At 72.8% G+C, this 23,903-nt stretch carries 21 protein-coding genes; 9 read left to right on the top strand and 12 right to left on the bottom strand.

What is annotated here, in order from left to right:
* Positions 1-23: 23 nt before the first annotated feature.
* Positions 24-926, bottom strand: coding sequence for an SDR family oxidoreductase (locus OG937_25250; protein WUD74763.1), 903 nt, complete (start codon positions 924-926; stop codon positions 24-26).
* Between the two features lie 95 nt (positions 927-1,021).
* On the opposite strand from OG937_25250, the gene OG937_25245 reads away from it, so the two are divergent.
* Entirely contained in the window at positions 1,022-1,948 is a 927-nt protein-coding gene (locus OG937_25245) for a cyclase family protein (protein WUD74762.1), read from the top strand.
* Between the two features lie 15 nt (positions 1,949-1,963).
* Here the strand turns inward: OG937_25245 and OG937_25240 are convergent, their stop codons facing one another.
* From OG937_25240 to OG937_25225, 4 genes are all read right to left on the bottom strand, one after another.
* Positions 1,964-2,437: an ATP-binding protein gene (locus OG937_25240; GenBank protein WUD74761.1), complete on the bottom strand. Its 474-nt coding sequence runs from the start codon at positions 2,435-2,437 to the stop codon at positions 1,964-1,966.
* Positions 2,438-2,815: 378 nt separating this feature from the next.
* A complete protein-coding gene (locus OG937_25235; GenBank protein ID WUD74760.1) occupies positions 2,816-3,721 on the bottom strand; it encodes an acyl-CoA/acyl-ACP dehydrogenase in 906 nt (301 codons plus the stop codon).
* Between the two features lie 6 nt (positions 3,722-3,727).
* The gene (locus OG937_25230) at positions 3,728-4,849 is read right to left on the bottom strand and encodes an acyl-CoA dehydrogenase family protein (GenBank protein WUD74759.1); all 1,122 of its coding nucleotides are present in this window, start codon (positions 4,847-4,849) and stop codon (positions 3,728-3,730) included.
* Positions 4,840-6,036 carry an amidohydrolase gene (locus tag OG937_25225; protein ID WUD74758.1) on the bottom strand — a complete coding sequence of 399 codons (1,197 nt, stop codon included), beginning with the start codon at positions 6,034-6,036 and terminating at the stop codon, positions 4,840-4,842. Before OG937_25225 ends, OG937_25230 begins: the two co-directional genes overlap by 10 nt.
* Before the next feature lie 170 nt (positions 6,037-6,206).
* Between OG937_25225 and OG937_25220 the strand changes: the two genes are divergently transcribed.
* Together OG937_25220 and OG937_25215 are read left to right on the top strand one after the other, a co-directional pair.
* Positions 6,207-7,706: an AMP-binding protein gene (locus OG937_25220; protein ID WUD74757.1), complete on the top strand. Its 1,500-nt coding sequence runs from the start codon at positions 6,207-6,209 to the stop codon at positions 7,704-7,706.
* 62 nt (positions 7,707-7,768) lie between these two features.
* The gene (locus tag OG937_25215) at positions 7,769-8,872 is read left to right on the top strand and encodes a tetratricopeptide repeat protein (protein ID WUD74756.1); all 1,104 of its coding nucleotides are present in this window, start codon (positions 7,769-7,771) and stop codon (positions 8,870-8,872) included.
* Positions 8,873-8,900: 28 nt separating this feature from the next.
* On the opposite strand, the gene OG937_25210 is transcribed toward OG937_25215, so the two are convergent.
* The 3 genes from OG937_25210 to OG937_25200 form a co-directional block, all read right to left on the bottom strand.
* Positions 8,901-10,373 (bottom strand): hydrolase, encoded by a 1,473-nt coding sequence (locus OG937_25210; GenBank protein ID WUD74755.1) that lies wholly within the window; start codon positions 10,371-10,373, stop codon positions 8,901-8,903.
* Positions 10,374-10,465: 92 nt separating this feature from the next.
* Complete coding sequence (locus tag OG937_25205; GenBank protein ID WUD74754.1) at positions 10,466-11,878, bottom strand: glycosyltransferase family 2 protein; 1,413 nt, start codon at positions 11,876-11,878, stop codon at positions 10,466-10,468.
* A gap of 239 nt (positions 11,879-12,117) precedes the next feature.
* Positions 12,118-12,495 (bottom strand): STAS domain-containing protein, encoded by a 378-nt coding sequence (locus tag OG937_25200; GenBank protein ID WUD74753.1) that lies wholly within the window; start codon positions 12,493-12,495, stop codon positions 12,118-12,120.
* 219 nt (positions 12,496-12,714) lie between these two features.
* Between OG937_25200 and OG937_25195 the strand changes: the two genes are divergently transcribed.
* On the top strand, positions 12,715-13,263 hold the full coding sequence (locus tag OG937_25195) for a sigma-70 family RNA polymerase sigma factor (GenBank protein ID WUD74752.1): 549 nt from the start codon (positions 12,715-12,717) through the stop codon (positions 13,261-13,263).
* Entirely contained in the window at positions 13,260-14,564 is a 1,305-nt protein-coding gene (locus OG937_25190) for an MDMPI N domain containing protein (GenBank protein WUD74751.1), read from the top strand. The genes OG937_25195 and OG937_25190 overlap by 4 nt, the downstream gene beginning before the upstream one ends.
* A 56-nt stretch (positions 14,565-14,620) precedes the next feature.
* Here OG937_25190 and OG937_25185 read toward each other — a convergent pair whose 3' ends face one another.
* The 3 genes from OG937_25185 to OG937_25175 are packed head-to-tail and all read right to left on the bottom strand — an operon-like array spanning position 14,621 to position 17,764.
* Positions 14,621-16,189 carry a transporter gene (locus tag OG937_25185; GenBank protein WUD74750.1) on the bottom strand — a complete coding sequence of 523 codons (1,569 nt, stop codon included), beginning with the start codon at positions 16,187-16,189 and terminating at the stop codon, positions 14,621-14,623.
* Entirely contained in the window at positions 16,186-17,055 is an 870-nt protein-coding gene (locus tag OG937_25180; protein WUD74749.1) for an ABC transporter ATP-binding protein, read from the bottom strand. The genes OG937_25185 and OG937_25180 overlap by 4 nt, the downstream gene beginning before the upstream one ends.
* Before the next feature lie 34 nt (positions 17,056-17,089).
* Positions 17,090-17,764 (bottom strand): bifunctional DNA primase/polymerase, encoded by a 675-nt coding sequence (locus tag OG937_25175; GenBank protein ID WUD74748.1) that lies wholly within the window; start codon positions 17,762-17,764, stop codon positions 17,090-17,092.
* Positions 17,765-18,015: 251 nt separating this feature from the next.
* Here OG937_25175 and OG937_25170 point away from each other — a divergent pair, with 251 nt between their 5' ends.
* The gene (locus tag OG937_25170) at positions 18,016-19,398 is read left to right on the top strand and encodes a transcriptional regulator (GenBank protein ID WUD74747.1); all 1,383 of its coding nucleotides are present in this window, start codon (positions 18,016-18,018) and stop codon (positions 19,396-19,398) included.
* 184 nt (positions 19,399-19,582) lie between these two features.
* Positions 19,583-20,887, top strand: a complete 1,305-nt coding sequence (locus tag OG937_25165; protein WUD74746.1) for a hypothetical protein — start codon at positions 19,583-19,585, stop codon at positions 20,885-20,887.
* Positions 20,888-20,988: 101 nt separating this feature from the next.
* On the opposite strand, the gene OG937_25160 is transcribed toward OG937_25165, so the two are convergent.
* Positions 20,989-22,263, bottom strand: a complete 1,275-nt coding sequence (locus OG937_25160) for an ABC transporter substrate-binding protein (GenBank protein WUD74745.1) — start codon at positions 22,261-22,263, stop codon at positions 20,989-20,991.
* Positions 22,264-22,423: 160 nt separating this feature from the next.
* On the opposite strand from OG937_25160, the gene OG937_25155 reads away from it, so the two are divergent.
* Complete coding sequence (locus OG937_25155) at positions 22,424-22,870, top strand: hypothetical protein (protein ID WUD78876.1); 447 nt, start codon at positions 22,424-22,426, stop codon at positions 22,868-22,870.
* Positions 22,871-22,979: 109 nt separating this feature from the next.
* Positions 22,980-23,858 (top strand): formyltetrahydrofolate deformylase, encoded by an 879-nt coding sequence (gene purU / locus OG937_25150; protein WUD74744.1) that lies wholly within the window; start codon positions 22,980-22,982, stop codon positions 23,856-23,858.
* The last annotated feature ends 45 nt before the right edge of the window (positions 23,859-23,903 follow it).

Here is a 23,903-nt window from a genome sequence, read left to right as displayed (position 1 = left end):
GCCCTCTCCTCGGTGCGGGGCCGTCACTGCCCTCGGGAGGCGGCCGCGGCGGCGCGCATGGCCTCGACCTGGGCGAGCATCGGCATGGGGTCGGTGCCGACGGAGCCGGGCAGCGCGGCGGCGATGCGCTGCGGTGTCCATCCCCCGCCGTCCGCGTAGGCGGCGCGCAGTTCGCGGGGCTGCGCCCAGACCGCGATCTTGGGTCCGGCGACCGTGTAGACCTGTCCGGTGATGTCGCGGGCGTGGTCGCTGAGCAGGAAGGCGACCATGGCGGCGACGTCCTCGGGCTCGCCGATCTCGGCGAGCTCCATGGGCACGTTGACGGACATGCGGGTGCGTGCCACGGGGGCTACGCAGTTGGCGGTCACGCCGTAGCGGTGCAGTCCGAGTGCGGCGCTGCGCACCAGCGAGATGATCCCGCCCTTCGCCGCGGAGTAGTTGGCCTGGGAGACGCTGCCCTGGTGGTTGCCGCTGGTGAAGCCGACGAGGGTGCCCGAGCCCTGCCGTCGCATCACGGCCGAGGCGGCGCGGAAGACGGTGAAGGTGCCCTTCAGATGGGTGGCGAGGACCGGGTCCCACTCGTCCTCGCCCATGTTGAAGAGCATGCGTTCGCGCAGGATCCCGGCGACGCAGACGACTCCGTCGACGCGGCCGTAGGTCTGCACGGCCGTGGTGACGATCCGTTCGCCGCCCGCCATCGACGAGACGTCGTCGGTCACCGCGGTGGCCTCGCCGCCGGCCGCCTCGATCTCCTTGACGACGGCGGCCGCGACCTCACCTGTCGGTCCGCTGCCGTCGACCGCGACACCGTAGTCGTTGACGACGACCTTGGCGCCCTCGGCCGCGCACGTGAGGGCGACGGCCCGCCCGATGCCACGCCCGGCCCCGGTGACCGCGACGACCTTTCCGTTCAGGAAGTTGCCCACGTCCGGTCCCGCCCCTTCTCAGAGTTTCTGACGGACCGTTAGATTTTAGGAGCACGGACGCACCCCAGCACAAGCCCTGAGACCGGGAGGCAGCGATGGCGTTCCCCGCCGAGTTCCACGACATCGCCAAGCGCGTCAACAACTGGGGCCGCTGGGGTGAGGACGACGAGATCGGCACCCTCAACCTGGTCACCGACGAGGTCGTCCGCGCGGCGGCCGGCACCGTGCGCAGCGGACGCCGTGTGCCGCTCGCGCTGCCCCTGCAGCAGGACGGGGTGCAGACGGGAATGATCCCGGGCCGGGTCAACCCCCTGCGCACCATGGTGATGCTCAACCACGAGATGTTCGGCCCGGGCACGGTCGCCACCAGCGACGACATCGTCACCATGGGGCTGCAGGCGGCGACCCACTGGGACGCGCTGACCCATGTCTCGCACTCGGGACGGATCTACAACGGCCGCCCGGCCGACTCCATCACCGCCCACGGCGGCGCCGCCTTCAGCGGCATAGAGAAGATCACGACGCTGCTCTCCCGCGGCGTCCTGCTCGACGTGGCCCGCGCCCGCGGCACCGACCGGCTGCCCGGCGACCACGCGGTGACCCCCGACGACCTCGACGCGGCCGAGGAACTGGCCCGGACCACCGTCCGCGCCGGGGACGTCGTGCTGGTCCGCACCGGTCAGATGCGCGTGTACCTGGCGGGCGACAAGCACGCCTACGCCTTCCCGTCACCGGGGATGTCGGTGCGCACCCCCGAGTGGTTCCACGCCCGCGACGTCGCGGCGGTCGCCAACGACACGCTGACCTTCGAGATCTTCCCGCCGGAGATCGAGGACCTGTGGCTCGCCGTGCACGCCCTGGACTTGGTGGAGATGGGCATGCCCCAGGGCCAGAACTGGAATCTCGAGGCGCTGTCGGAGGCCTGCGCCGAGGAGGGGCGGTACGTGTTCCTGCTGGACGCCACCCCACAGCCCTTCGTGGGCGGGGTCGGCAGTCCGGTCGCGCCGGTGGCGGTGCTCTGAGGGAGGTCCGTACGGTCAGAAGGCGGGGCGGCGGATCAGGCCGCCCATGGACTGCGCGGGGACGATCGCGGGGCGCTCGCTGCGGTCGATCTCGCACCAGATCTGCTTGCCGGCACCTTCACGCTGCCAGCCCCAGCGGTCCGCGAGGCCGTCCACGAGTTCCAGTCCCCGGCCGCCGGTCTCGTCGTTGTCGGCGTGCCGCGGCCGTGGCGGCGCGTCGCTGGTGTCGGCCACCTCGACGCGCACGGTCTCCTGTTCGCCGCTCTGCGCGGCGCCGGAGGAGCGGAAGAGCATCCGCAGCACGGCGGGACAGCCGGTGTGCACGACGGCGTTGGTGACCAGTTCGGAGATGAGCAGGATCAGCGTCTCGGCGACCGGCTCGTCGGCTCCTATGCCGGAGCCCGCGAGACGCGAGCGGGCCCACCGGCGGGCCCGGCCCACCTCCGCGGGGTCGGGGCCGACCTCAAGCTGAACCTGGAGCACCTGCACCGCTCACACCATCCGAACCGGCGGACACGTCGCCTCGCGCCTCGGCAGGGTCACCGTACGTGACCTCTTCGCAACCCAGCATGATTGACCCGCAGTGACCGCAACAAGCGCTTCGGGCATATTCCAGCGCAAGGGGGCACGAGTGCTGCATACTGTGCGGGGCTCATTACGGGGCGAAATCGAACAGACCGGTACAGGCAGCCCGCCGGGCACCGAGACCCCGCCACTGCCACATCCGTCGCGTTTCGCCACCACACGCACCCGATGGAGCGTACCCGAGGCAGGCTCCGACTCCACGGCGTGACGAGTCACACCTCGGACACAACCCGATATCGACGCTCGGGGACTCCTTATCCGTGACGAATCAGCCATAACTGCCTAAATCCGGCAAAGAGTCTCGTCGAGGAGTCTCCCCGCGAGCTGCTCCTCACACTCCGCCACGGAACGGCCCCGGCTCCGCAGGATCCACGACCGCTTGATGTGGAGATGCACCTCCGCCTCCCAGGTGAAACCCATCCCGCCGAACACCTGCAGGCAGTCGCGGGCGTTGCGGACGGCCGCCTCGTCCGCCAGCAGCCGTGCGGCCGCCGTCTCGCCCGGATCACCGGAGACCGCCGCGGCACGCACCGCCGTACGTGCCATCTCGACCCGGACCAGCATCTCGGCGCACAGGTGCTTGACCGCCTGGAAGGAGCCGATGGGCCGCCCGAACTGCTCCCGGGTCGCGGCGTACCGCACGGCGAGTTCCAAGGTGCGCGCCGCGCTGCCGGTCTGCTGCGCGGAGGTCAGCAGTTCGCCGGCTCCACCGTCGCCGGCCGGTTCGCCGCCCACCACCCGGTGCAGGGGGGTGAGCGGGTCCACCGAACGCACCGTCTCGGCCTTGTCGAAGGAGCCCAGCACATGGTCGGACGCCTCCAGCCATTCGGCCAGCTCACCGTCGACCGCGGTGACCACCGTGGTGCCCTCTGCCGCCCCCGGCACCCGTCCGGCCGCCAGGTGCGTCGTCACCAGCGGCCCCGGCAGCAGCACCCGTCCGGCCTCCTCGAAGACGAGCACGGCTTCCGGGAGGCCGAGGCCGAGCCCGCCCCGGTCCTCCGGCAGCCGCAGTGCGAAGAACCCCGCCTCCCCCAGCGCCCTCCACATCTCACGGTCGAGGGGCGCCGGGGTCCCCTCGGCCGCCCCGGCGGCGTCCTCCCGCAGGCGCTCCGCCGGGTAGAGCCGCGCCAGCAGTCCACGGGTCCCGTCGGCGAGCGCCCGTTGGTCCTCGGTGAGGCGGAAGTCCACGGCCGCTCACGCCCCCTTCGGCAGGCCGAGGATCCGCTCGGCGACGATGTTCCGCTGGATCTGCGACGTGCCCGCCGCGATGGTGTACGAGAGCGAGGAGAGCCGGTCCGCCGTCCACGGGCGGTCCGCGTCCAGCGCCCCGGACGGGCCGAGGAGCTCGGCGGCGGTGTCGTAGAGCTCCTGGCGCGCGTGCGAGTAGCGCAGTTTGAGGACCGAGCCCCCGACGCCCGGGGCGCCGGCGCTGACGTTCCACTGGACCAGCCGCCACAGGACACCGAACTCCGCCGCCAGGCGGCCCAGCCGGCGCCGCAGCACGGGGTCGTCCCAGGCTCCCGTCTCCCGGGCGGTCCGGGCCAGTTCGCGCAGGGTCCGCCGGCACGCGACGACCTCGCCGGCGAAAGCGGTGCCGCGCTCGAAGGAGAGGGTCACCATCGTGACCCGCCAGCCGTCGTTCTCCGCGCCGACCCGGTTGGCGACCGGCACCCGCACCTCGTCCAGGAAGACCTCGGCGAACTCCGTCGTCCCGGCGAGGGTCCGCAGCGGCCGCACCGTCACGCCCGACACGTCCATCGGCATCGCCAGCCAGCTGATGCCGCGGTGCCGCGGTGCGTCGGGATCGGTGCGCACCAGCAGTTCGCACCAGTCGGCGACCTCGGCGTGCGAGGTCCAGATCTTCGAACCGGTGACCACGTAGGCGTCGCCGTCGCGCACCGCCCGCGTCCGCAGGGACGCCAGGTCCGAGCCCGCCCCCGGCTCGCTGAACCCCTGGCACCACACCTCGTCCCCGCGCAGCACCGGAGGCAGCCAGCGTTCACGCTGGCCGGCCGTCCCCTCGGCGGCGATGGTGGGCCCGGCGTGCAGCAGACCGACGAAGTTCGCGCCGACGTAGGGCGCCCCGGCCAGCTCGGTCTCCTCCAGGAAGATCAGCCGCCGGGTCGGATCGGCGTTCCAGTGGACGTCGGCGTACCCCGCCTCGTGCAGGCGCCGCTGCCAGCCGGTGTCGTACGCCCGCCGGGCGGGCCAGTCGGCGGGGTCCGGCACGGGCGGCAGCGTGGGCAGCGTCCGGGCGAGCCAGGCGCGCAGCTCGCCCCGGTACGCCTGCTCCGCCTCGGTGTACGTCAGGTCCACCGGTCCGGCTCCAGCCCCAGCATGCGGATGGCGTTGCCGCGCATGAGCTTGTACACCGTCTCGTCGTCGAGGCCCTTCACATGGTCGAGGGCGACCTCCTTGGTGTGCGGGAAGGTCGAGTCGACGTGCGGGTAGTCGGTCTCGAAGGTCGCGTTGTCGCGGCCGACGACGTCGATCGAGGCGACGCCGTGCTTGTCGCGGAAGAAGCAGCAGAAGATCTGCCGGTAGTAGTAGGTGGAGGGCGGCTCGGGGATCACGTCGCGCACGCCGCCCCACGCGCGGTGCTCCTCCCAGACGTCGTCGGCCCGCTCCAGGGCGTAGGGGATCCAGCCCATCTGCCCCTCGCTGTAGGCGAGCTTGAGCCGGGGGTGGCGCACCAGCACCCCGCTGAAGAGGAAGTCCATCATCGAGGCCATCGCGTTGTTGAAGGAGAGCGAGGCCTGCACGGCGGGCGGCGCGTCCGGGGAGGCGGCCGGCATCTGCGAGGACGAGCCGATGTGCATGTTCACCACCGTCCCGGTCTCCTCGCAGACGGCGAAGAAGGGGTCCCAGTACCCCGAGTGGATGCTGGGCAGCCCGAGGTGGGTCGGGATCTCGCTGAAGGTGACGGCCCGCACCCCGCGGGCCGCGTTGCGGCGGATCTCGGCGACGGCCAGGCCGACGTCCCACAGCGGGATCAGGCAGAGCGGGATCAGCCGGCCGCCGCTGTCCCCGCACCACTCCTCGACCATCCAGTCGTTGTAGGCGCGGACGCAGGCGAGGGCGACCTCCTTGTCCTTGGCCTCGGCGAAGGTCTGGCCGCAGAAGCGCGGGAAGGTGGGGAAGCAGAGCGAACCCTCGACGTGGTTGAGGTCCATGTCCGCGAGCCGGGCCTTGGGGTCCCAGCAGCCACGCCGCATCTCCTCGCGGGTGATGCCCTCCAGGGTCATCTCGTCCCGGTCGAAGCCGACGGCTGCGATGTTCCTCTTGTAGGGGAACTTCAGGTCCTCGTAGATCCACCAGTCGGTCGGCGGGCCGTCCGGGTCCATCGTGATCTGGTACTTCCCGCCGACGTAGGCGAGCTCCCCGATCCCGGCGGTCAGCGGCTGGGGCCCGCGGTCCCGGTACTTCGCCGGCAGCCAGGTCTCGAAGAGGTGTGCGGGTTCGATCACGTGGTCGTCGACGCTGATGATCCGGGGCAGTTCCATCGCTCCCCGCCCTTTCCTTGAATCTGATGGACCGTCAGATTCACAGTACGCCCGCCGCCCCGGAGCGTCCATCGGCGACGCGCGGACCCTGGACCGCGCCCGGCCGGGCGCCTACGCTCCGGGCGACTGGATCTGACGCGACGTCAGATCACTGATCGGGAGGAGAAGAGATGCGAAGCCTGGGCGACTCGCCGACCCTCTGGGCGCTCATCGCGGGGCGGGCCGCCCTGACCCCCGACGCCCCGGCGCTGCTCGACGCCGACGACCGCCGGCTGACCTTCGGGCAGCTGCACGACCGCGCCGAACGGGTCGCCGCCGGGCTGCAGGCCCGCGGCATCCGGCCCGGCACCGCGGTGGCCTGGCAGCTGCCGACCCGGATCGAGACCGTGGTCCTGTCGGCGGCCCTCGCCCGGCTGGGTACCGTGCAGACCCCGGTCATGCCCTTCTACCGCGACCGCGAGGTCGGCCACATCCTGCGCCAGACCGGCCCCGCCCTCTTCGCCGTCCCCGGCGTATGGCGCGGCTTCGACCACACCGCGATGGCGCGCCGCCTCGGCGCGCACGACGTCCTGGAGGCCTACGACTGCCTGCCGGAGGGCGACCCGGACTCCCTCCCCGCCCCGCCCTCCGACGGCACGCAGGTCCGCTGGATCTACTGGACCTCCGGCACCACCTCCGAGCCCAAGGGCGTGCTGCACACCGACCGCAGCCTCATCGCCGGCGGCTCCTGCCTCGCCCTCGCCCTGGAGCTCGGCCCGGACGACGTCGGCTCCGTCGCCTTCCCGTACGCACACATCGGCGGCCCCGACTACCTGGTCATGCTGCTCCTGTGCGGCTTCCCGGCCCTGCTGCTGGAGCACTTCTCGCTCCCAGGGTCCCTGGAGGCCTACCGCAGGCACGGGGTCACCATGGCGGGCGGCAGCACCGCCTTCTACTCCCTCTTCCTCACCGAGCAGCGCAAGCAGCCCGCGGGGAGCAGGATCATCCCCACCCTGCGCCTGCTGTCCGGCGGCGGCGCCCCCAAGCCGCCCGAGCTCTACCACGAGGTGGTCCGCGACCTCGGCTGCGCACTCGCGCACGGTTACGGCATGACCGAGGCCCCCATGATCACCATGGGCTCGCCGCGCGACCCCGTCGACCGGCTCGCCACCACCGAGGGCCGCCCGCCCGCCTCCATGGAGATACGCATCGCCGACGACGGCGAGGTGCTGCTGCGCGGTGAGGCCGTCTGCCAGGGGTACACCGACCCGGAACTGACCAAGCAGGCCTTCGACGCCGACGGCTTCCTGCGTACCGGGGACGTCGGCAGGCTCACCCCGGACGGCTACCTGGTCCTCACCGGGCGCCTCAAGGACATCATCATCCGTAAGGGTGAGAACGTCTCAGCCAAGGAGATCGAGGAACTCCTCTACGCCCACCCCGGGATCGCCGACGCCGCCGTGATCGGCCTGCCCGACCCCGAGCGCGGGGAACGTGTCTGCGCCGTCGTCGAGCAGCCGCCGGACGCCGGACCGCTCACCCTCGCCGAGGTCACGGCCTTCCTCCGCGAGGCGGGCCTGGCCGTCCACAAACTGCCCGAACAGCTCGAGGTGGTGGACGTGCTGCCCCGGAACGAGACCCTGCGCAAGGTCCTCAAGTACAAGCTCAGGGAGCGCTTTACGAAAGCGTGAGGCACGTCCGGCGCAAAGCCGCGTACCCTCCTCCGCAAGAGTTCCAAAGGGGAAGGTTCACGGTGGGCACACAGGACGGCCAGGACCGGGTGCGGGACGGCCTGGACGAAGGTCCCGGCACAGGTCCGGAAAGCGGCCCGCAGGACGGCCCGCAGGATCCCCTCGAACTGCTCCGGCTGGGAGACGCCGCCCTGGACGCGGGCGAACTCACCCAGGCCCGGCTCCACTTCGAGACCGCCGAGCGGCTGCTCGACGCGGACCCCGCGGCCCCCGACGCCCGGCGCGCCGCGGCGCTGCGCGGCCGGGCCGTGTCCCACCTGCTGGCGGGCGAGGTGCGGTACGCCTCCCACCTGCTGGAGGAGGGCATCACCCGGCTCGAACGGCAGACCGTGTCGGACGGCGCCCGGCCCGACCCCGACGCCTTGCTGATGCTGCACATCGCGGCCATCGGGCCGTACACCGACCTGGGCGCCTACGCCCGGGCCGCCCACGCCGCCGAGCAGGCGCTCAACCTCGCCCCCGGGGCCGGCGATCCGGCCCTGGTCGCCCAGATGCACCGCAGCATCGCCCGCACCCTGATCGTCGCGGGACGTACCGGCGAGGCCGAGGCCTCCCTGGCGAAGGCGCAGGAGCTGTTCCAGCGGCTGGAGCTGCACACGGACCTGGCCCACTGCCACTGGATGCGCGGCTACGTCCACTCCCAGGACGGCGACCTGGAGCAGGCCGAGCGCGAGCTGCGCACCGCCCGCGACATGCTGTCCGCTGGCCGGTCCGTGCTGTTCACGGTGCAGGTCGAGGTGGAGCTCGCCGACGTGCTCCGGCGGCGCGGCAAGCCCGCCGAGGCCGAGGAGCTGCTGACCCGGCTGCTGGACGAGCTGGGCCCGTGGCGCGGCGCCGTCCACGCCGGCGGGGCGCACCGGCTGCTCGGGCTGCTGGCGGAGGAGCGCGGTGACCCGGAGGCCGCGGAGGAGCACTACGTGTCCGCCCTGGCGCTGCTGGAACGCGCGGGAGCCGCCGGGGACCTGGCGGACATCTGCCGGCTGCTGGGCGACCTGCTGCGCCGGTCCGGCCGGGTGGAGGCCGCGCTGGACGCCTACCGGACGGGCCTGGGCCACCGCGCGGCGATCGGCACCACCACGCTGGGCCCGGCTCCGGCCGACTCCTGACCCGGTCCGGCCTCGCCGCCGTGCCGGCTCAGGGCTTGCGGACCGTGTTCACGTAGCCGGTGCCGCCCGCGGCGAGGCCGTCGACCGTCTTCTCCACCTCCGTCAGGGACTGGGCCTTCCTGGCGTTGTGGTAGAACCAGTCGACCTTCATGTCCCAGGTGCGCTTCCCCGCGAACGGCAGGTCCACGAACCACGCGTTGAAGTTCACGGACATGTTCTGGGTCGGGTAGTACTTGCCCTCGGTCCGGAACAGCTCGTGCCCGTCGAGGCTGTAGGTCACCACGCCGTGCGCGGCCGTGGTGACCAGCGTGTGCCACCCCTTGAGGCTGGACGTCGTGGCCCGGGTGACCCGGTCCCCCTCCCTCGCGCTGCGCCAGGTCGTCGTGTCGAGCCTCGGGCCGGGGGCGCCCCAGCCCCCGTTCGGCTGGTACTCGTTGTCGAGCTCGCTGTACTCGGCGTGGTGGTGGGGCGAGATCATGTAGAAGGTCTCGTTGATGTGGTCGCCGTTGCGGCCGCTCGCCGGTTCGTCCGTGAAGTGGATCCGGGCGGCGAAGGTCCCGGTCAGGAATTCCGTGCCGGTGGTGTGCACCTCGGCCTGGGTGGTGCCGCGCTTCGTCCCGTCGGTGGCGGCGCGCAGCTGCAGGACCTGGCCGCCCAGCGCGTCCTCGTCCGCGGGGAAGCTGACGCCTCCCGCCGACCACGTGTCGTGGATGCCGGGGCCGCCCCCGCTGGTGCGGACCAGCCAGCCGTGGGCACGCAGCGCCGGGTCCCGGGGGCCGCTGTACCGGAAGTCGTCGAAGACGATCCCGGAGGGCGGTGCGGGCCGTGCCGCGGCTGCGGCCGGTCCCTGGGGGGACGTGGTGACGTCACCGCCGGGCTCGTCGCCCCAGACGTGCCTGCCGTCCAGGTAGCCGGTCACCAGCTTCGACGCCTGGAAGGTGTCGTGGGCGGGGCTGAACGACCGGTCGTCGCGCTGGTCCACCTTCCCGCCGGGCCGGTACAGCTGCACCCCGATGGCCCCGCTCTTCGCGCCGGGGGCCAGGGTGCCCGCGGCCTTCGTGAAGGTGATCTCGAGGTAGTGGTCGGCGGCCGGGGCCGGACGGTCCATGGCGACGGTCCTCCCGTCGACGTTCGGGCAGCCCACCGAGGCCTGGACGCAGTTGAACGCGTACGGGGAGCCGCCGTCCTGCGTGAACCAGTACCGGACCGCCACGTCGGCCAGACGCACCGGGTGGTCAGAGGTGTTGACGACCTCCAGCCACGGCCGGGCCGTGGCGGCGGACGCCGGCGTGCCCGCCTTGTAGCGGACGGTGAGCTCCGGGGGCGGCCGTTGTGCCTCGCGCCACACGGGGTACAGCGCCGTGACGCCCGCGCCGACGGCGACCGCCAGCAGCAGGTACCCGGCCGCCCTCCACACCGGGTGGCGCCGCTTCCCGCGCCCCGAGGGTACGAGCCGGTCGGACCGGACGGAGGGGCGGACGGAGGGACGGGCAGAACCCACGGAAGCTCCTAGCGCGGTGGAGGGGCGATGCCGAGGGCACGCCATGCGGTCGGCGGGATCCGGTCGGACCGGCGGCGGAACGCAGGCGCCGCCTACGAGGCCGCGTCGCGCACGGGCACGACGGCGCCGACCGCCGGCGGGGCCGTCTCGGTGTGCGCGGACGGGTCCCACGGGTCCCCGGCCGTCTCCCGGCGCTGGCGCGGGAGGTGGGGCTGCGGATGGGGCTGGAAGGCGATGTCGTCGTGGGCACCGCCGACCTCGATCCGGGCCCGGGTGCCCCAGTTGGTGCGCCGCAGCGTCGCCAGGGACCACAGCCGCAGCGGCAGCAGCAACCCGATGTTGAGCAGGGCGTACAGCGGGGCGGCGAGGAACGTCAGCACCCGGTCGACGATCCTGACCTGCGCGGCGCCGCGCAGGTAGTGGACGGACCGGACCCAGGCCATGACGCACATGTAGGCGAGGTAGCCGGCCAGCAGCGTCCAGCCCTGCGGGTGCATCAGGACCGCGACGAGCGCCGCGAGCAGCCCCGCGGTGAAGGCGACCCAGGTGACCAGCTCGACGAGGTTCAGCCACCAGTACATGCGGTGCAGCCGGAACTTGGCGAGGAGCAGGAAGCCCTCACGGATGAACGACTTGCCCCAGCGGATCTGCTGGCGCACGTAGTGGCCGAGGCGCTCGGGGACGTCGGTGTAGCCGACGGCCGACGGCTGGATCAGGGAGAGCCCCTCGGTGAGGCAGTAGTACGTCAGGCGCCGGTCGTCTCCGAAGGTCGCCGGACGGCCGAGGAACCGCTGGTCGAGGAAGTCGCCGAGGTGCTTGCGGACGACCCACCCGCGGTACATGGCCAGCGACCCGCAGGCGCAGAGCACCGAGCCGAGGCGGGAGTAGGCGACCCGCTCGCCGAGGAAGGCGTTGACGTAGCGCATGTCGATGAGGCGGGTCAGGAGGTTGGTGCCGCGGTTGTGGGCGAGCACCAGCCCGGTGACGCACTGGACCCGGCGCTTGGCGAAGGGCCGGGCGAGCTCCGCGACGGCGTGCCGGTCGAGCAGCGTGTCGGAGTCGATGCACAGGTACACGTCCGCGAGCGGCTCCTGCCGGAAGCCCGCGGCGAGGCCGTGGCGCTTGCCGCGGTTGTCGGGGAAGCGGACGAAGTCCAGGCGGACCCCCGCGCGCTGGAACTGCGGGCGCATCTCCTCGACCAGGGCTCGCGCCGAGTGGTCCTGGGAGCAGTCGTCGACCAGGGTGAGGGAGTGCGGCAGCAGGGTCTGCGCGAGGACCGACTCCAGGCAGCCGCGCAGCATCGCCGGGGCCTCGTTGTAGACCGTGATCACGCCGTGGATGCGCAGCCGGGTCACCGGCTTGTCGAACGCGAGCTCAGGACGGCGGCGCCGGCGGATGGAGAGCAGCAGTTTGACGGCGAGGAGGGAACCGACGGCCACTCCGTACCAGTGCACATGACGCAAGGACCACGAGAGGTGGTCCCAAGAACCCGCGAGATCGAGCATGGGCAGTGGAGACCTCCGTACGAACGCCCCCACCCGCCGGACAGAACCTTGAACACGTGTTCTGCGCACGAAGGTAACCCGGGCGGAGGTCCGGCGAAAGGTGCATCCTCCGCAGATTTCGCCCGACAGGCCACAATCAGGCCTCCACAGGCCCCTCATGGACGAAGCGGACACAGGATGTGAGAGTGCTCACACGGCACTTGACGGGCCCGCGCCGCTGGGCGGCGCCGAAGGACGGCCTAGGCCGACAGCGGCCGGGCCGCGTCGTCGGTGGCGGCCTCGAGATCGGGGAAGACCTCGAAGAGCCGGCGCACACCGAGCGCGGCCAGCACCCGGTTGACGTGCGCGACACCGTCGGAGGGGCTGTTACGCGGGAGGATCAGCCGCAGTTGCCCGGCGCAGGACCGCATCAGCCGCCGGGCGGCGATCAGCACACCCACACCGCTGGAGTCGCAGAAGTGGACCCCGGCCAGGTCCAGCACCACACTGTGGCGCCCGTCGGCCACCGCGTCGTGCACGTGCTGACGCACCACCGGCGCGGTCACGAGATCCATTTCCCCCGAAACGGTCAGGACCACCCAACCGTCCCGTTCGTCCTGCACCACCTGCAATGCCACTGTCTGGCCCTTCTCCTGGCAGCGGTCGTACAGACCCTATGCCCCGACTGAGCCGCTTCCCCGCAATCTTCCGGTCACACCCGGATAACGCATTACCAGAATCGATCAGTTATGGCAGAAGCTTGCCTCAAGGCGTCGTACGTGGCAGCAATCGGCGGATACATTCGATCCGAGGCAGTGCGACCGTAGTAGGACGACGGTGACAAAGGGGGAGACGCGATGGCGGCATCCGCACCACCCCGCTGGGACCGCAAGATGCAACAGCGGCTCGCTCGCGGGGAGGAGGCCGCGCTCGGCGAGCTGTACGACCGCTACGCCTCCCTCGTGCACAGCCTCGCCCACCGCGTCATGGACGACGAGGAGGCCGCCGCCCAGATCACCCGTGAGGTCTTCGGCTACATCTGGGAGAACCCGGACGCCTACGACCCCAAGCAGGGTTCGCTGCGCTCCTGGGTCGCCGGCCTCACCCAGCGCCAGGCCGTCCACCGGCTGCGCCAGTCGGAGACCCGCGGCGCCGGCACCCCGGAGCAGGTCGAGGCCAGGGTCCGCGAGGCATCGACGGCCGCCCGCGCCGACTACATCGTGACCTCCATGCCCGAACCCCTGCGCCTGGCCCTCGACCTCGCCTACCGCCGCCGCATGGACTACCGCGAGGCCGCCGCCGACCTCGGGGTCACCGAGGACGAGGCGCGCCGCCGCCTCCGGCTCGGGCTGCAACTGCTGTCCACCGCCGCGCAGGACTCCTCGCCCCAGGGAAGGTCCCTGTGAACGGACCGGCCGAGAACGGCGAGACTCCTCCGCCCGGGACCAACCTGCCCCGTGTGCCGATGCCCCGCGGCGCCGCCGAGGACGGCCCGCTGCCCGAGGCCGTGCCTGCCGCGCCCCCGTCCTCGCCGGACGCGCCCGCGCGCGACGCGGCGAAGACGGCGCCCGAGCCGGAGCGAGAACAGGCGAAGGAGCCCGTGCGGCCCGGACCCCCGGAGTACGACCACCGGGTGCTGCGCTCCCTGCTGGGCGCATGGGCACTGTCGGCCTGCTCCCGTGACGAGGCCGGCGCCGTCGAGGTCCACCTCACCGGCTGCGCGCCCTGCGCCGAGGAGGCGGTGCGGCTGCGCCGCGCGGTGGGCCTGCTGCACCAGGAGGAGTCCCTCGACCTCGATCCGCTGCTGCGCGCCCGCGTCCTGGAGGGCTGCCTGGGCCGCCGCCCGGCCCGTATCCCCGTCCCCGGGTGGGCCGCGCCGTACGACGCCGAGACCGCGCGCCTCGACGCGCTCCTCGCCGACCTCGGCGAACCCGAGTGGGACATGCCCGTCAAGCTGGTCTGGGCGGGCGGGTCGCGCGAGCTGACGCTCTGCGGCGTCCTCGCCCATCTCGGGTCGGTGGACGGGGTCGTGGCCACCGCGCTCGGCCTCGACGACCCGCTCGGCCCCGGCGCGCCGCGCACACGCCTGGAGCGCACCGAACTCGCCGGGGAGCGCTGCCGTCGCCACACGCACGCCTTCGTCCGCAACAAGTGGCGCACCCAGACCCGGGACATCGTGCGGACGCTGTCCTTCGCCGGCTCCGCGACCGGCGGGCTGCCCGTGGACTTCACCGACGCCGTCGTGCCGATGCGCGACGCCCTGATCGACCGCGCCTTCGAGTGCTGGATCCACGCCGAGGACATCGCGCAGGCCCTGGACTACCCCGAGTACGGGCCGCCGGCGGCGCCGCACCTCAACCGCATGATCGACCTCGCGGCCCGGATGCTGCCCACCGCCCTGGCCGCGCTCCGCCAGGCGGGGCGCGCCGAGTCCGCCGCCCGTCTCGTACGGGCCGGTGCGCCGGGCCGTACCCTCGACCTCCACGTCGAGGGCTCCGGCGGCGGCCACTGGTACATCTCCCTGGACTCGCCCGGCGCGATCGGCACCCCGGAGACGGTGGTCGCCGAGATCGCCGTCGACCAGCTCGACTTCTGCCAGCTGGCCGCGGGCCACATCGCGCCCAGCCGCGTCGCCGCCGGGCGCGACGGGGACCACGCGGCGATCCGGGACGTCCTGCACGCCACGGCATCGTTGTCACGCCTCTAGGCCGTGTCGCCTGGGGGCCCGCGACCGGGGGCCGCACGGAACCTGCGGGGCGGCGGCTACCCCTTGCTCACCGCCGTCAGCACCTCCGGCAGGCGGCCCAGCAGGCGGGGCGCCGCCGTGCGGACCCCCAGCACCGCGAACCCGGCCCCGTAGAGGCAGCCCAGCGGCAGGACGAGCCACAGCGCGCCGTGCCGTCCCGAGACGTGGAGCCAGATCAGTACGCCGAGCACGGGAAGCGTGATCACCGCGCCCGTCACCGCGCCCCCGACGAGGCTGAGCCAGGCCAGGCTCCCCTGGCCCGGCGCGGCGGCGCTGCCGAAGCGGTTCTCCTGCGGCATGGAGTAGGGGAAGCGCACACTCGCCCAGGCGCCGGTGGCGATCAACGCCCCCAGCAGCGCGAAGGAGAGCCCGAGCGTCTCGGCCGCCGCGTCGGCCCGCCCCAGCAGGAAGGCCGCGCCGATGGTCACGACGGCCACGTACGGGACGCCCACCACCGCGATCGCCAGGGCCCGCCCGCGCAGTTCCGCGTACGCGTCCGTGCGGGAGGAGACGGTCGCGGCGACCGTCCAGAAGGCGGAGCCGTCCATGCCGAACTGGTTGTACATCTGCAGCCCGAGCAGTGCGGCCGCCCAGCAGGCGGTGTAGACGCTGCCGTGCTGGACCGCCGAGACGAGCGGCAGCAGCAGCCCCAGGGCCAGGGCGGTGGCCCAGGCGGCCTTGGTCCGCGGATCGCGCCAGGCGTAGCGGAACTGGCGCTCCATGACGGTGCCGGTGCGCCCCTCGGGGAGCAGCCTGAACCGGGTCTCCCGGACCTTCGACGGGCCCGCCTGCACGGTGGAGGCGTCCGGCCGGGTCATGAGCCGGTCCAGACTGCGGTACCACCACACGAGCACCAGCCCCAGCACGGCCCCGGCCCAGGCGAGTTCGCCGACCGCGAGCCCGTACGCGCCCTCCCCCGCCGACCGCACCGCGTCCAGCGCCGACGCCGGCGGCAGCCAGCGCAGCACCGAGGTGAGGGCGCCGATCCGCTCCAGGCCGTGTCCGGAGGTGAGCGCGTTGGCGCCCAGGCTGACCAACTGGGCGCCCACCGCGACCAGCAGGCCGCTGAGCACCGCCAGGTCGCGTCCCTTGCGGCTGGTCAGCAACCGGGTGTTGGCCGCGGCGACGGCCCGCGACAGGGCCACGCACAGCAGCACGGTGAGCGGCACGGCGATCACCGCCGCCACCGCCGAGGCGGCGCCCGCCACGACGGACACCGCCGCGCCGACCACCACCAGGAACGTGAGCAGCGGCCCGACGCCGACCAGCGAGGACACCAGGAGCGCCCGGATCAGCGGCCGCGGCCGCAGCGGCAGCATCGCCAGCCGGGTCGGGTCGAGGGTGTCGTCACCGCCGAAGACGAACAACGGCATGGCGGCCCAGCCGACCGCGAGCACGACCGCGACGCCGATGGCCGCCGAGGGCGCGTAGTCGTTCCCGCGCAGGGCGACCAGCCCCACGCCCAGGCCCAGCGCGTAGAGCAGGGACACCAGGCTGCCGATGATCCAGCCGACCCGGCGTCCCGTCGACTGCCGCAACCCGTTGCGGAGGACCGACAGCTTGAGCCGTACGAAGGTGCCCGTCACGACCGGCTCGCCCCGGCCGGCCCGTCCCCGCCGTCCGCGCCGCCCCCGCCGTGCCCGCCCTGCCCGGCACCCCGCGCCGCCGGAGCGTTCACCCCGCCGAGCCAGTCCAGGTCCTGCCCAGGGCCGCGGTCCCGGGCGCCCACCAGGGTCAGGAAGGCGTCCTGCAGCGTCGGCGCCTGCCCGCGCACCTCGGCGAGCGGGCCCTGGGCCACGATCCGGCCGGCGGCCATCACCGCGACCCAGTCGCACAGGCTCTCCACCAGCTCCATGACGTGCGAGGAGAAGACGACGGTCGCCCCGGAGCCGGTGTAGCGCTCCAGCACCCCGCGGATGACCTGGGCGGAGACGGGGTCGACCCCCTCGAAGGGCTCGTCCAGGAAGAGCACTTCGGGATTGTGCAGCAGTGCCGCGGCCAGGCCGATCTTCTTGCGCATGCCCGTCGAGTAGTCCACGACGAGCTTGTTGGCGGCCCCGGCCAGGTCGAGGACGTCGAGCAGCTGGGCGGCCCGGCGGTCGGTCTCCGCGCCCGGGATGCCGCGCAGCCGGCCCGTGTACGCCAGCAGTTCGCGGCCGGTGAGCCGCTCGAAGAGCCGCAGCCCCTCGGGCAGGACGCCGATGCGGGACTTCACGGCGACCGGGTCGCGCCAGACGTCGGCGCCGCCGACCTCGATGAGGCCGTCGTCGGGCCGCAGCAGCCCCGTCACCATCGACAGGGTCGTGGTCTTGCCCGCCCCGTTGGGTCCGACGATCCCCACGAAGTGCCCGGCGGGCAGGGTCAGATCGATCCCGGCGACGGCGATCTGCTGCCCGAAGCGTTTCCACAGTCCATGGACGCGTACGGCGGGCGCGACGGATGCATTCGGCATCCGCTCAGCCTATGCCGACGGGGGTGGGGCCCGGCTAGCGTCCGCAGGCGTAGGCGAGGGGGGAGATCAGTTCCTCGGTGTCCGGCAGCCACCGGTTGAGGGCCGTGGGCCGGCGCACCCACTGGACGACGCCGCCCGTGCCGAGCCGCGTGGGCGGGGCCGGGACCCAGTCGCCGTCGCCGCGCACCACCAGGTCGAGCGAGGAGGGCGCCCAGCCGAGCCGGCGCAGGAGGTCCGGCGCCTTCGCACCGGCTCCGGGCAGTACGAAGAAGATCATCCGGCGGGACGGGGTCCCGAGCACCGGGCCGAGCGGCAGTTCCATGCGCTCCATGCGGGCCAGCGCGAGGCAACCGGCGTCCTCCGGGACGTCGATGGCGTCGAAGGTGCGTCCGGTGGGGAGCAGGACCGATGCGTGGGGCTGCCGCAGCCACATCCTGCGTACCGTGGCTCCGCTCCCGCTCGCCTCACCGACCCAGCCCGGCCCGGTCGGGTGCGCCCCGGGCGCCGGGCAGACGGTGTCGCCGCAGGAACAGCGCGGGGTGCGCGGGCCGCCGCGGCCGGCGGGGGCTGCGTCCTCGACGAGCCAGGCACCGGGCAGCACGTCCCAGTGCCGCTCCTCCGCGTACCCGACGGCGGCTTCGAGGAGTTGGCCGGCGATCCGCGGCGGGGCTGCGATGGTGTGTTCCACGGTGTCTTCCACGACCTTCACAACTGCGCTGCCCAGCGCGGGTTACGGGCGGTGACGTCCCGGCCTCGCGGCTCATGGCGGGCGCACGGGAGCACTGGTGGGGGCGCGCGGTAGGGGGAGGTCCGACATCCGGGTAGTCACCCTTGGGTGTGTAGGCATGCATCCCACCGCAAATTATGTCCTTTGCGGCGAATTTGAGTGGCGCGTACCGGGAAGGGATCTTCGGGAAGGGATCTTGAGGTCCCGAAAGCGGCAGCTGTGAGGGGGAGCCCATGGCCGCACGACCGCTCGTCGCACGCCAGCCGAACGAACGGCTGCAGGCACTGATCCAGGAGGCAGGCTGCTCCAACGCCGGATTGGCCCGCCGGGTCAACATGTGCGGCGCGGAGCACGGCCTCGACCTGCGTTACGACAAGACCTCCGTGGCCCGCTGGCTACGCGGCCAGCAACCGCGGGGCAGGGCACCGGCGATCATCGCCGAGGCCATCGGCCGGAAGCTGGGCCGCACCGTCACCATCGACGAGATCGGCATGGCCAACGGCAAGAACCTGGCCACCGGTGTCGGCCTGCACTTCTCGCCCACCGTGCTCGGCGCGATCGAGCAGGTCTGCGAGCTGTGGCGGAGCGACGTCGGCCGCCGGGACTTCCTCACCGGCTCCACCGTGGCGGCCTCGGCCCTGGTCGAGCCCAGCCGGGACTGGCTGATCACCCGGGCCGACGCCCAGGTCGCCCGCGCCGGCGGGCAGCGTGTCGGCATGTCCGACGTCGAGGCGGTGCGGGCGACCACCCGGGCGCTGAACGAACTCGACCACCGCTTCGGCAGCGGTCATGTGCGCCCCGTGGTGGTGCACTACCTCAACAGCGTGGTCTCCGGGCTCCTCGCCGGCTCCTACCGGGAGGCGACGGGCCGTCAGCTCTTCTCGGCCGTCGCCCGGCTGACCGAACTCGCCGGCTACATGGCCGTCGACACCGGCCAACCCGGCCTGGCGCAGCGCTACTACATCCAGGCGCTGCGGCTGGCCCAGGCGGCGGGGGACCGCGCGTACGGGGGCTACGTCCTCGCCGCGGGGATGAGCCACCTCGCCGCGCAGCTCGGCACCCCGCGCGAGATCGCCCAACTCGCCCGCGCCGCCCAGGAGGGCGCCCGCGGTCAGGTCACCGCCACCGCGCAGGCCATGTTCTACGCGGCGGAGGCGCGCGGCCACGCGCTGATGGGTGACGCACGGGCCTGCGGCGCGGTCGCGGGGCAGGCCGTGGAGGCGCTGGAGCACTCCGAACCGGGCGACGACCCCGACTGGATCCGGCACTTCGGACCGGCCTACCTCGCCGACGAGCTCGCCCACTGCCACCGCGACCTCAACCAGGCGCCGCAGGCGGTCCGCCGCGCCGAGGAGGCGCTGGCCGGGCACGCCCCGGACAAGGCCCGCCGCCGCGCGATCGGCCTGCTCCTGCTCGCCCAGGCCCAGGTCCAGCAGCGGGAGGTCGAGCAGGCCTGCCACACCGGCGCCCAGGCCGTCGAGCTGCTCGCCACGCTGCGCACCACCCGCGGCGCGGAGTACCTCGACGACCTCCGCCTGCGCCTGCAGCCGTATGCGGCGGAGAGCGCCGTCCGGGAGTTCGACGCCCGCCTGGAGGAGGAGGAACTGGCGGCGTGACGGCACGGGGGCGGGGGGCGTCGCGCGCCCCCGTCCCCCGAATCGTTACAGGAACGACATCAACCCACCGGTAGGGGCACCCTGTTCTGCGACGGGGCGGCCCCCCGGATCCCGCCGGACCCACCGCGGCATGGTGACGTCCGAAGCAGACCCGGTAGCGTGAGCCGACGATTCCGTAGCGACGGTGAAGGCAGAGGTACCGGTGATGCACGGCGGACGCGGTGACGAGGCGTATCCGGAGGTGCACGAGGGCGTGGTGCTGCCCTCGGACGGGGGCATACCCGGCCCGGGAGCGACCGCGGCGTGGGGTTCCGGCCCCGCGGCCGGGCAGCCGTGGGGCGAGCAGCCCCAGGCGTACGGCCCTCCGCATCAGTCCCTCCCGGACACCGACGCGACACAGCTCTTCCCGCCGTACCCGCAGGCCCGGCCGCCCATGCCGGCCCACGAGCCGCAGCAGCCCCCGGCGCCCCAGTTCCAGCCCGGTCCTGTGGCGGACGCCACACAGGTGCTGCCGCCCTACCCGATGCCCGGAGCCGCCCCGTACGGCGTACGCCCGGGCACCCCGCCCGACGCGGACGCGACCCAGCACCTGCCGCGCTTCGACGACGCGCCGGCCCCGCAGCAGGCCCCCGGCTACGGCTATCCGCACGACCCCCAGGGTCACCAGGGTCACGACGGGTTGCTCCCGGCACAGCAGCCCCACGACGACTTCGGGCACCTTTACCGCCAGGACAGCCCGCCCCCGCAGCAGCCCGGCTACGCGGCGTCCCCGGACTACGCACAGCCCGCCTACGGTCAGCAGCCCGCCTACGCGCCGCAGCCGTCCTACGACTACGACCGGCCCGCCCCGGCCCGTCGCAAGCTCACCCCGGCCGCACTGATCGGCATCGTCGTCGGCGGCTGCGCCGTCGCCGGTCTCCTTGCTGGCGCCCTGATGAGCGGCGGGGACGACGACCCCGCCGCGGCCCAGTCCCCGTCGGCCTCGTCGAGCGCCTCGTCCCCGGCCTCCTCCGGGGGAGGCGACGAGGGCGCGGCGGAGGAGCAGGCCAAGGGACTCGAGGCCCTGCTCAAGACGAGCGGCAGCAACCGGACCTCCGTGATCAACGCGGTCGCCGGCATCAAGGGCTGCCGGAACCTGGACGGGGCGGCCGCCGACCTGCGGGCGGCCGCGCAGCAGCGCAACGACCTGATGACGCAACTGAAGTCGCTGCCGGTGGACCAGCTCCCCAACCACCAGGACCTCACCGACGCCCTCAACAAGGCGTGGACGGCCTCCGCGGCCGCCGACAACCACTACGCGGCCTGGGCCGACCAGCTCAAGGCCGGCAAGAAGCTCTGCCGTCACGGCCAGGCGCGCCCGACCGGCCAGTACGCGGCGGGCAACACCCAGAGCGGTACCGCCACACAGGCCAAATCGCGCGCGGCGGCCCTGTGGAACCCCATCGCGAAGAAGTACGGGCTGACGCAGCACCAGGGCGGTCAGCTCTGAGACGACGGACCCCCGGGAACGGATCCCGGCCCCGGGGGACATGAAGCGCCGGCGGCCGTGGCCGTCGGCGCTTCCGCTCCCGCCGTGGAACCCCCGGCGCGTCAGCCCGGGGCGTTCTCCAGCGTCTTCGTCACGTCCACGAAGCCCTTGCGCGCGGCGACCAGTCGGCCCTTCTCGACCTTCTGGAAGGTGATCCGGCCGTTGACCAGGCGCGGCTGGTCGATGATGGAGGCCGTGTCCTGCTCTCGCCAGCCGAGCGGGGGCGTGAGGCCGTCGGTGGAGACGTCGTGCGCCTCGTCCAGCGCCTGCTTCAGCGACGGGGCCGTGACCGCCTGGTCCTTGCCCATCTTCTCGATGACCTCGGCGAGGGCCGTGTAGGCGATCCACGTGGTCTGCACGCCCGGGTCGTTCGGGTCGATGGTGTTGTCGCCGAAGGCGTACCTCTTGATCGTGTTCCGCATCAGCGCCCAGCGCGAGTCGGACGCCGGCGGGTACCAGCCGGTGACGAAGGCACCCTCCAGCGGGCTGTTGCTGCCGCCGGTGCTGTCCAGGGTGGACTGCTGGACGCTGCCGAGGACGGAGGCGATCCGCGCCTTGGGGCCGTCGTCCAGGCCGGTGACCGGGTCGGTGGTGGTCGTCCGGCGGAAGGCGTCGAAGAAGGTGGCGGTCTTGTCGCCGAGCGCGGCGCTCACGCAGTCGCCGGGCTTGTTGCTGCCGATCGCCCGCCGGGAGATCCCGTTGTAGTCGGTGGCGTCCTCGGGGGCGCGCAGGTCGGTGGCGCTGGTGCGGCCCTCGTCGCGCAGGCCGGCGTCGAGGAAGCGTGCGAAGAGGTCGCCCGCGGCGGTGTCGGGGCGTATGAGGCTCACCTTGTCGCACTTGCCCGCCAGTTGACGGCCGGCCCCGGCCATCAGCGCGGGCAGGCCGCCGTTGACGGGGTAGGAGAGCGGGCTCTCGAACTCGTCCTGGGTGATGCCGTAGCCGCCGAGGTACGGGATGCCCTCGGCCTCCAGCGTGGAGGTGAAGGCGGCGCCGAACTGGCTGTAGGAGCCGACGACGGCGACCGCGCCCTCGTCGGCGGCGCGCTGGGCACAGTCCCCGACGCCGAGAGCGCTGTTGTGGTCGTTGCAGGTGATGACCTTCAGCTCCCGGCCGGCGATGCCGCCGCGGGCGTTGACGTACTTGGCGAAGGCCTTGGCCATGCCGGGCATGCCCGGCATGTTGGTCGCGCTGGTGTTCTCCGGAGCCCACGTCATGACGACGACCGGGCCCGTGGTGCCACCCGTCCCCCCCGGGAGCGTGCCGCATCCCGCCAGCAGGGCGACGCCGGCCATCGCGGATGCGAACGGAACGGCTCTGCGCGTACGCCAATCACTCATGGAATGGGAAGATTCCGCGTTTGTCGCAACGCCAGGGTGAACGCAAGGGAACGGAGGGTCACCATCGGGTGAACAGAGTGTGTGGGTCCCGGAGCACGTACGATCGTGCACTGTGCAGAGTACGGAGAAGTCTTCCCGCCGCGGCACCCGCTCCTCCACGATGGGGGGCATGCCGCTCAACGACATGCCCTGGTGGCGCTGGCGCACGAACGTGCGCTCCGCGCTGCACATGATCAGCGACCCGGAGTTCCAGCGCGAGGTCTGGCTCACCGGGCAACCGGGCTACGGCGACGTGACCGACGCCGTCTACCGCCTGGTCGAGGACACCTGGCTCGACAACTGGTCCGCGGAGAAGTACGTGGGCACCGTCTTCCGGGACTCCCAGGAGGCGGCCCTGGTCGACGTGGCCGTGCTGCGGGTGCTGAAGATACTGCACCAGGTGGGCGCCGACGCCCCCGTCTCCGCCTACCTGGAGCACCACGCGTGGCCCGAGGCCGTGCGGGCCGCCCGCGAGGCGCACGTACGGATGGCCACCGGGGACGGCGAGGACCCGGACACGCCGCCGCGGTCACTGGACATCCTCAAGATCTACACACGCACGGCCTGAGCCGTCCGCGCGGCGGCACGCGAGCGGGGTGCCACCTGCGACGACACCCGGGGCGCCCGGCTGGCGGACGCCTTGGAACGGCGGGGCGACTTTGTGCGACCCTAGCCCCGTGAACGCCGCCGACGATTCGCCGCCGCAGTCCCAGCAGTACATCCTCACCCTGTCGTGCCCCGACAAGGCGGGGATCGTGCACGCCGTGTCGAGCTACCTCTTCATGACCGGGTGCAACATCGAGGACAGCCAGCAGTTCGGCGACCACGACACGGGGCTGTTCTTCATGCGGGTGCACTTCTCCGCGGGCCACCCGGTCACCGCCGACAAGCTGCGGGCCAGCTTCGCGGCCGTCGCCGACGCCTACGCCATGGACTGGCAGATCACGCCCTCCGCCGAGCGGATGCGCATCATCCTCATGGTCAGCAAGTTCGGGCACTGCCTGAACGACCTGCTCTTCCGCACCAGCATCGGAGCGCTGCCGGTGGAGATCGCCGCCGTGGTCTCCAACCACACCGACTTCGCGGAGCTGGCGGGCTCCTACGACGTCCCCTTCCACCACATCCCGGTGACGAAGGAGAACAAGGCCGAGGCCGAGGCGGAACTGCTCTCCCTGGTGGAGAAGGAGAACGTCCAACTGGTCGTCCTCGCCCGCTACATGCAGGTCCTGTCCGACCACCTCTGCAAGGAGCTGGCCGGCCGCATCATCAACATCCACCACTCCTTCCTGCCCAGCTTCAAGGGCGCCCGGCCCTACCACCAGGCCCACGCCCGCGGGGTGAAGCTGATCGGTGCGACGGCGCACTACGTCACCGCCGACCTCGACGAGGGCCCGATCATCGAGCAGGAGGTCGAGCGGGTGGGCCACGGGGTCAACCCGGAGCAGCTGGTCGCCATCGGCCGCGACGTGGAGTGCCAGGCCCTGGCACGCGCCGTGAAGTGGCACAGCGAGCACCGCGTCCTGCTCAACGGCCGCCGCACGGTCGTCTTCGCCTGACACCCGGCCGGCGGCCCCGGAGCGGGCCCGGGCGCCGGACCGGGC

It is taken from the genome of Streptomyces sp. NBC_00510, assembly GCA_036013505.1.
In the GTDB taxonomy this organism is placed as follows: Bacteria; Actinomycetota; Actinomycetes; order Streptomycetales; family Streptomycetaceae; genus Actinacidiphila.
Note: the sequence above shows the minus strand (reverse complement) of the source record. Positions and strands in the feature narration are given on the sequence as shown.

What these genes read in the sequence shown, in the direction of transcription:
- OG937_25245 (WUD74762.1), top strand. Translation starts at nt 1,022, where the DNA reads ATGGCGTTCCCCGCCGAGTTCCACGACATCGCCAAGCGCGTCAACAAC.
- OG937_25225 (WUD74758.1), bottom strand. Translation starts at nt 6,036, where the DNA reads ATGGAACTGCCCCGGATCATCAGCGTCGACGACCACGTGATCGAACCC.
- OG937_25220 (WUD74757.1), top strand. Translation starts at nt 6,207, where the DNA reads ATGCGAAGCCTGGGCGACTCGCCGACCCTCTGGGCGCTCATCGCGGGG.
- OG937_25205 (WUD74754.1), bottom strand. Translation starts at nt 11,878, where the DNA reads ATGCTCGATCTCGCGGGTTCTTGGGACCACCTCTCGTGGTCCTTGCGT.
- OG937_25195 (WUD74752.1), top strand. Translation starts at nt 12,715, where the DNA reads ATGGCGGCATCCGCACCACCCCGCTGGGACCGCAAGATGCAACAGCGG.
- OG937_25180 (WUD74749.1), bottom strand. Translation starts at nt 17,055, where the DNA reads ATGCCGAATGCATCCGTCGCGCCCGCCGTACGCGTCCATGGACTGTGG.
- OG937_25170 (WUD74747.1), top strand. Translation starts at nt 18,016, where the DNA reads ATGGCCGCACGACCGCTCGTCGCACGCCAGCCGAACGAACGGCTGCAG.
- OG937_25160 (WUD74745.1), bottom strand. Translation starts at nt 22,263, where the DNA reads ATGAGTGATTGGCGTACGCGCAGAGCCGTTCCGTTCGCATCCGCGATG.
- OG937_25155 (WUD78876.1), top strand. Translation starts at nt 22,424, where the DNA reads ATGGGGGGCATGCCGCTCAACGACATGCCCTGGTGGCGCTGGCGCACG.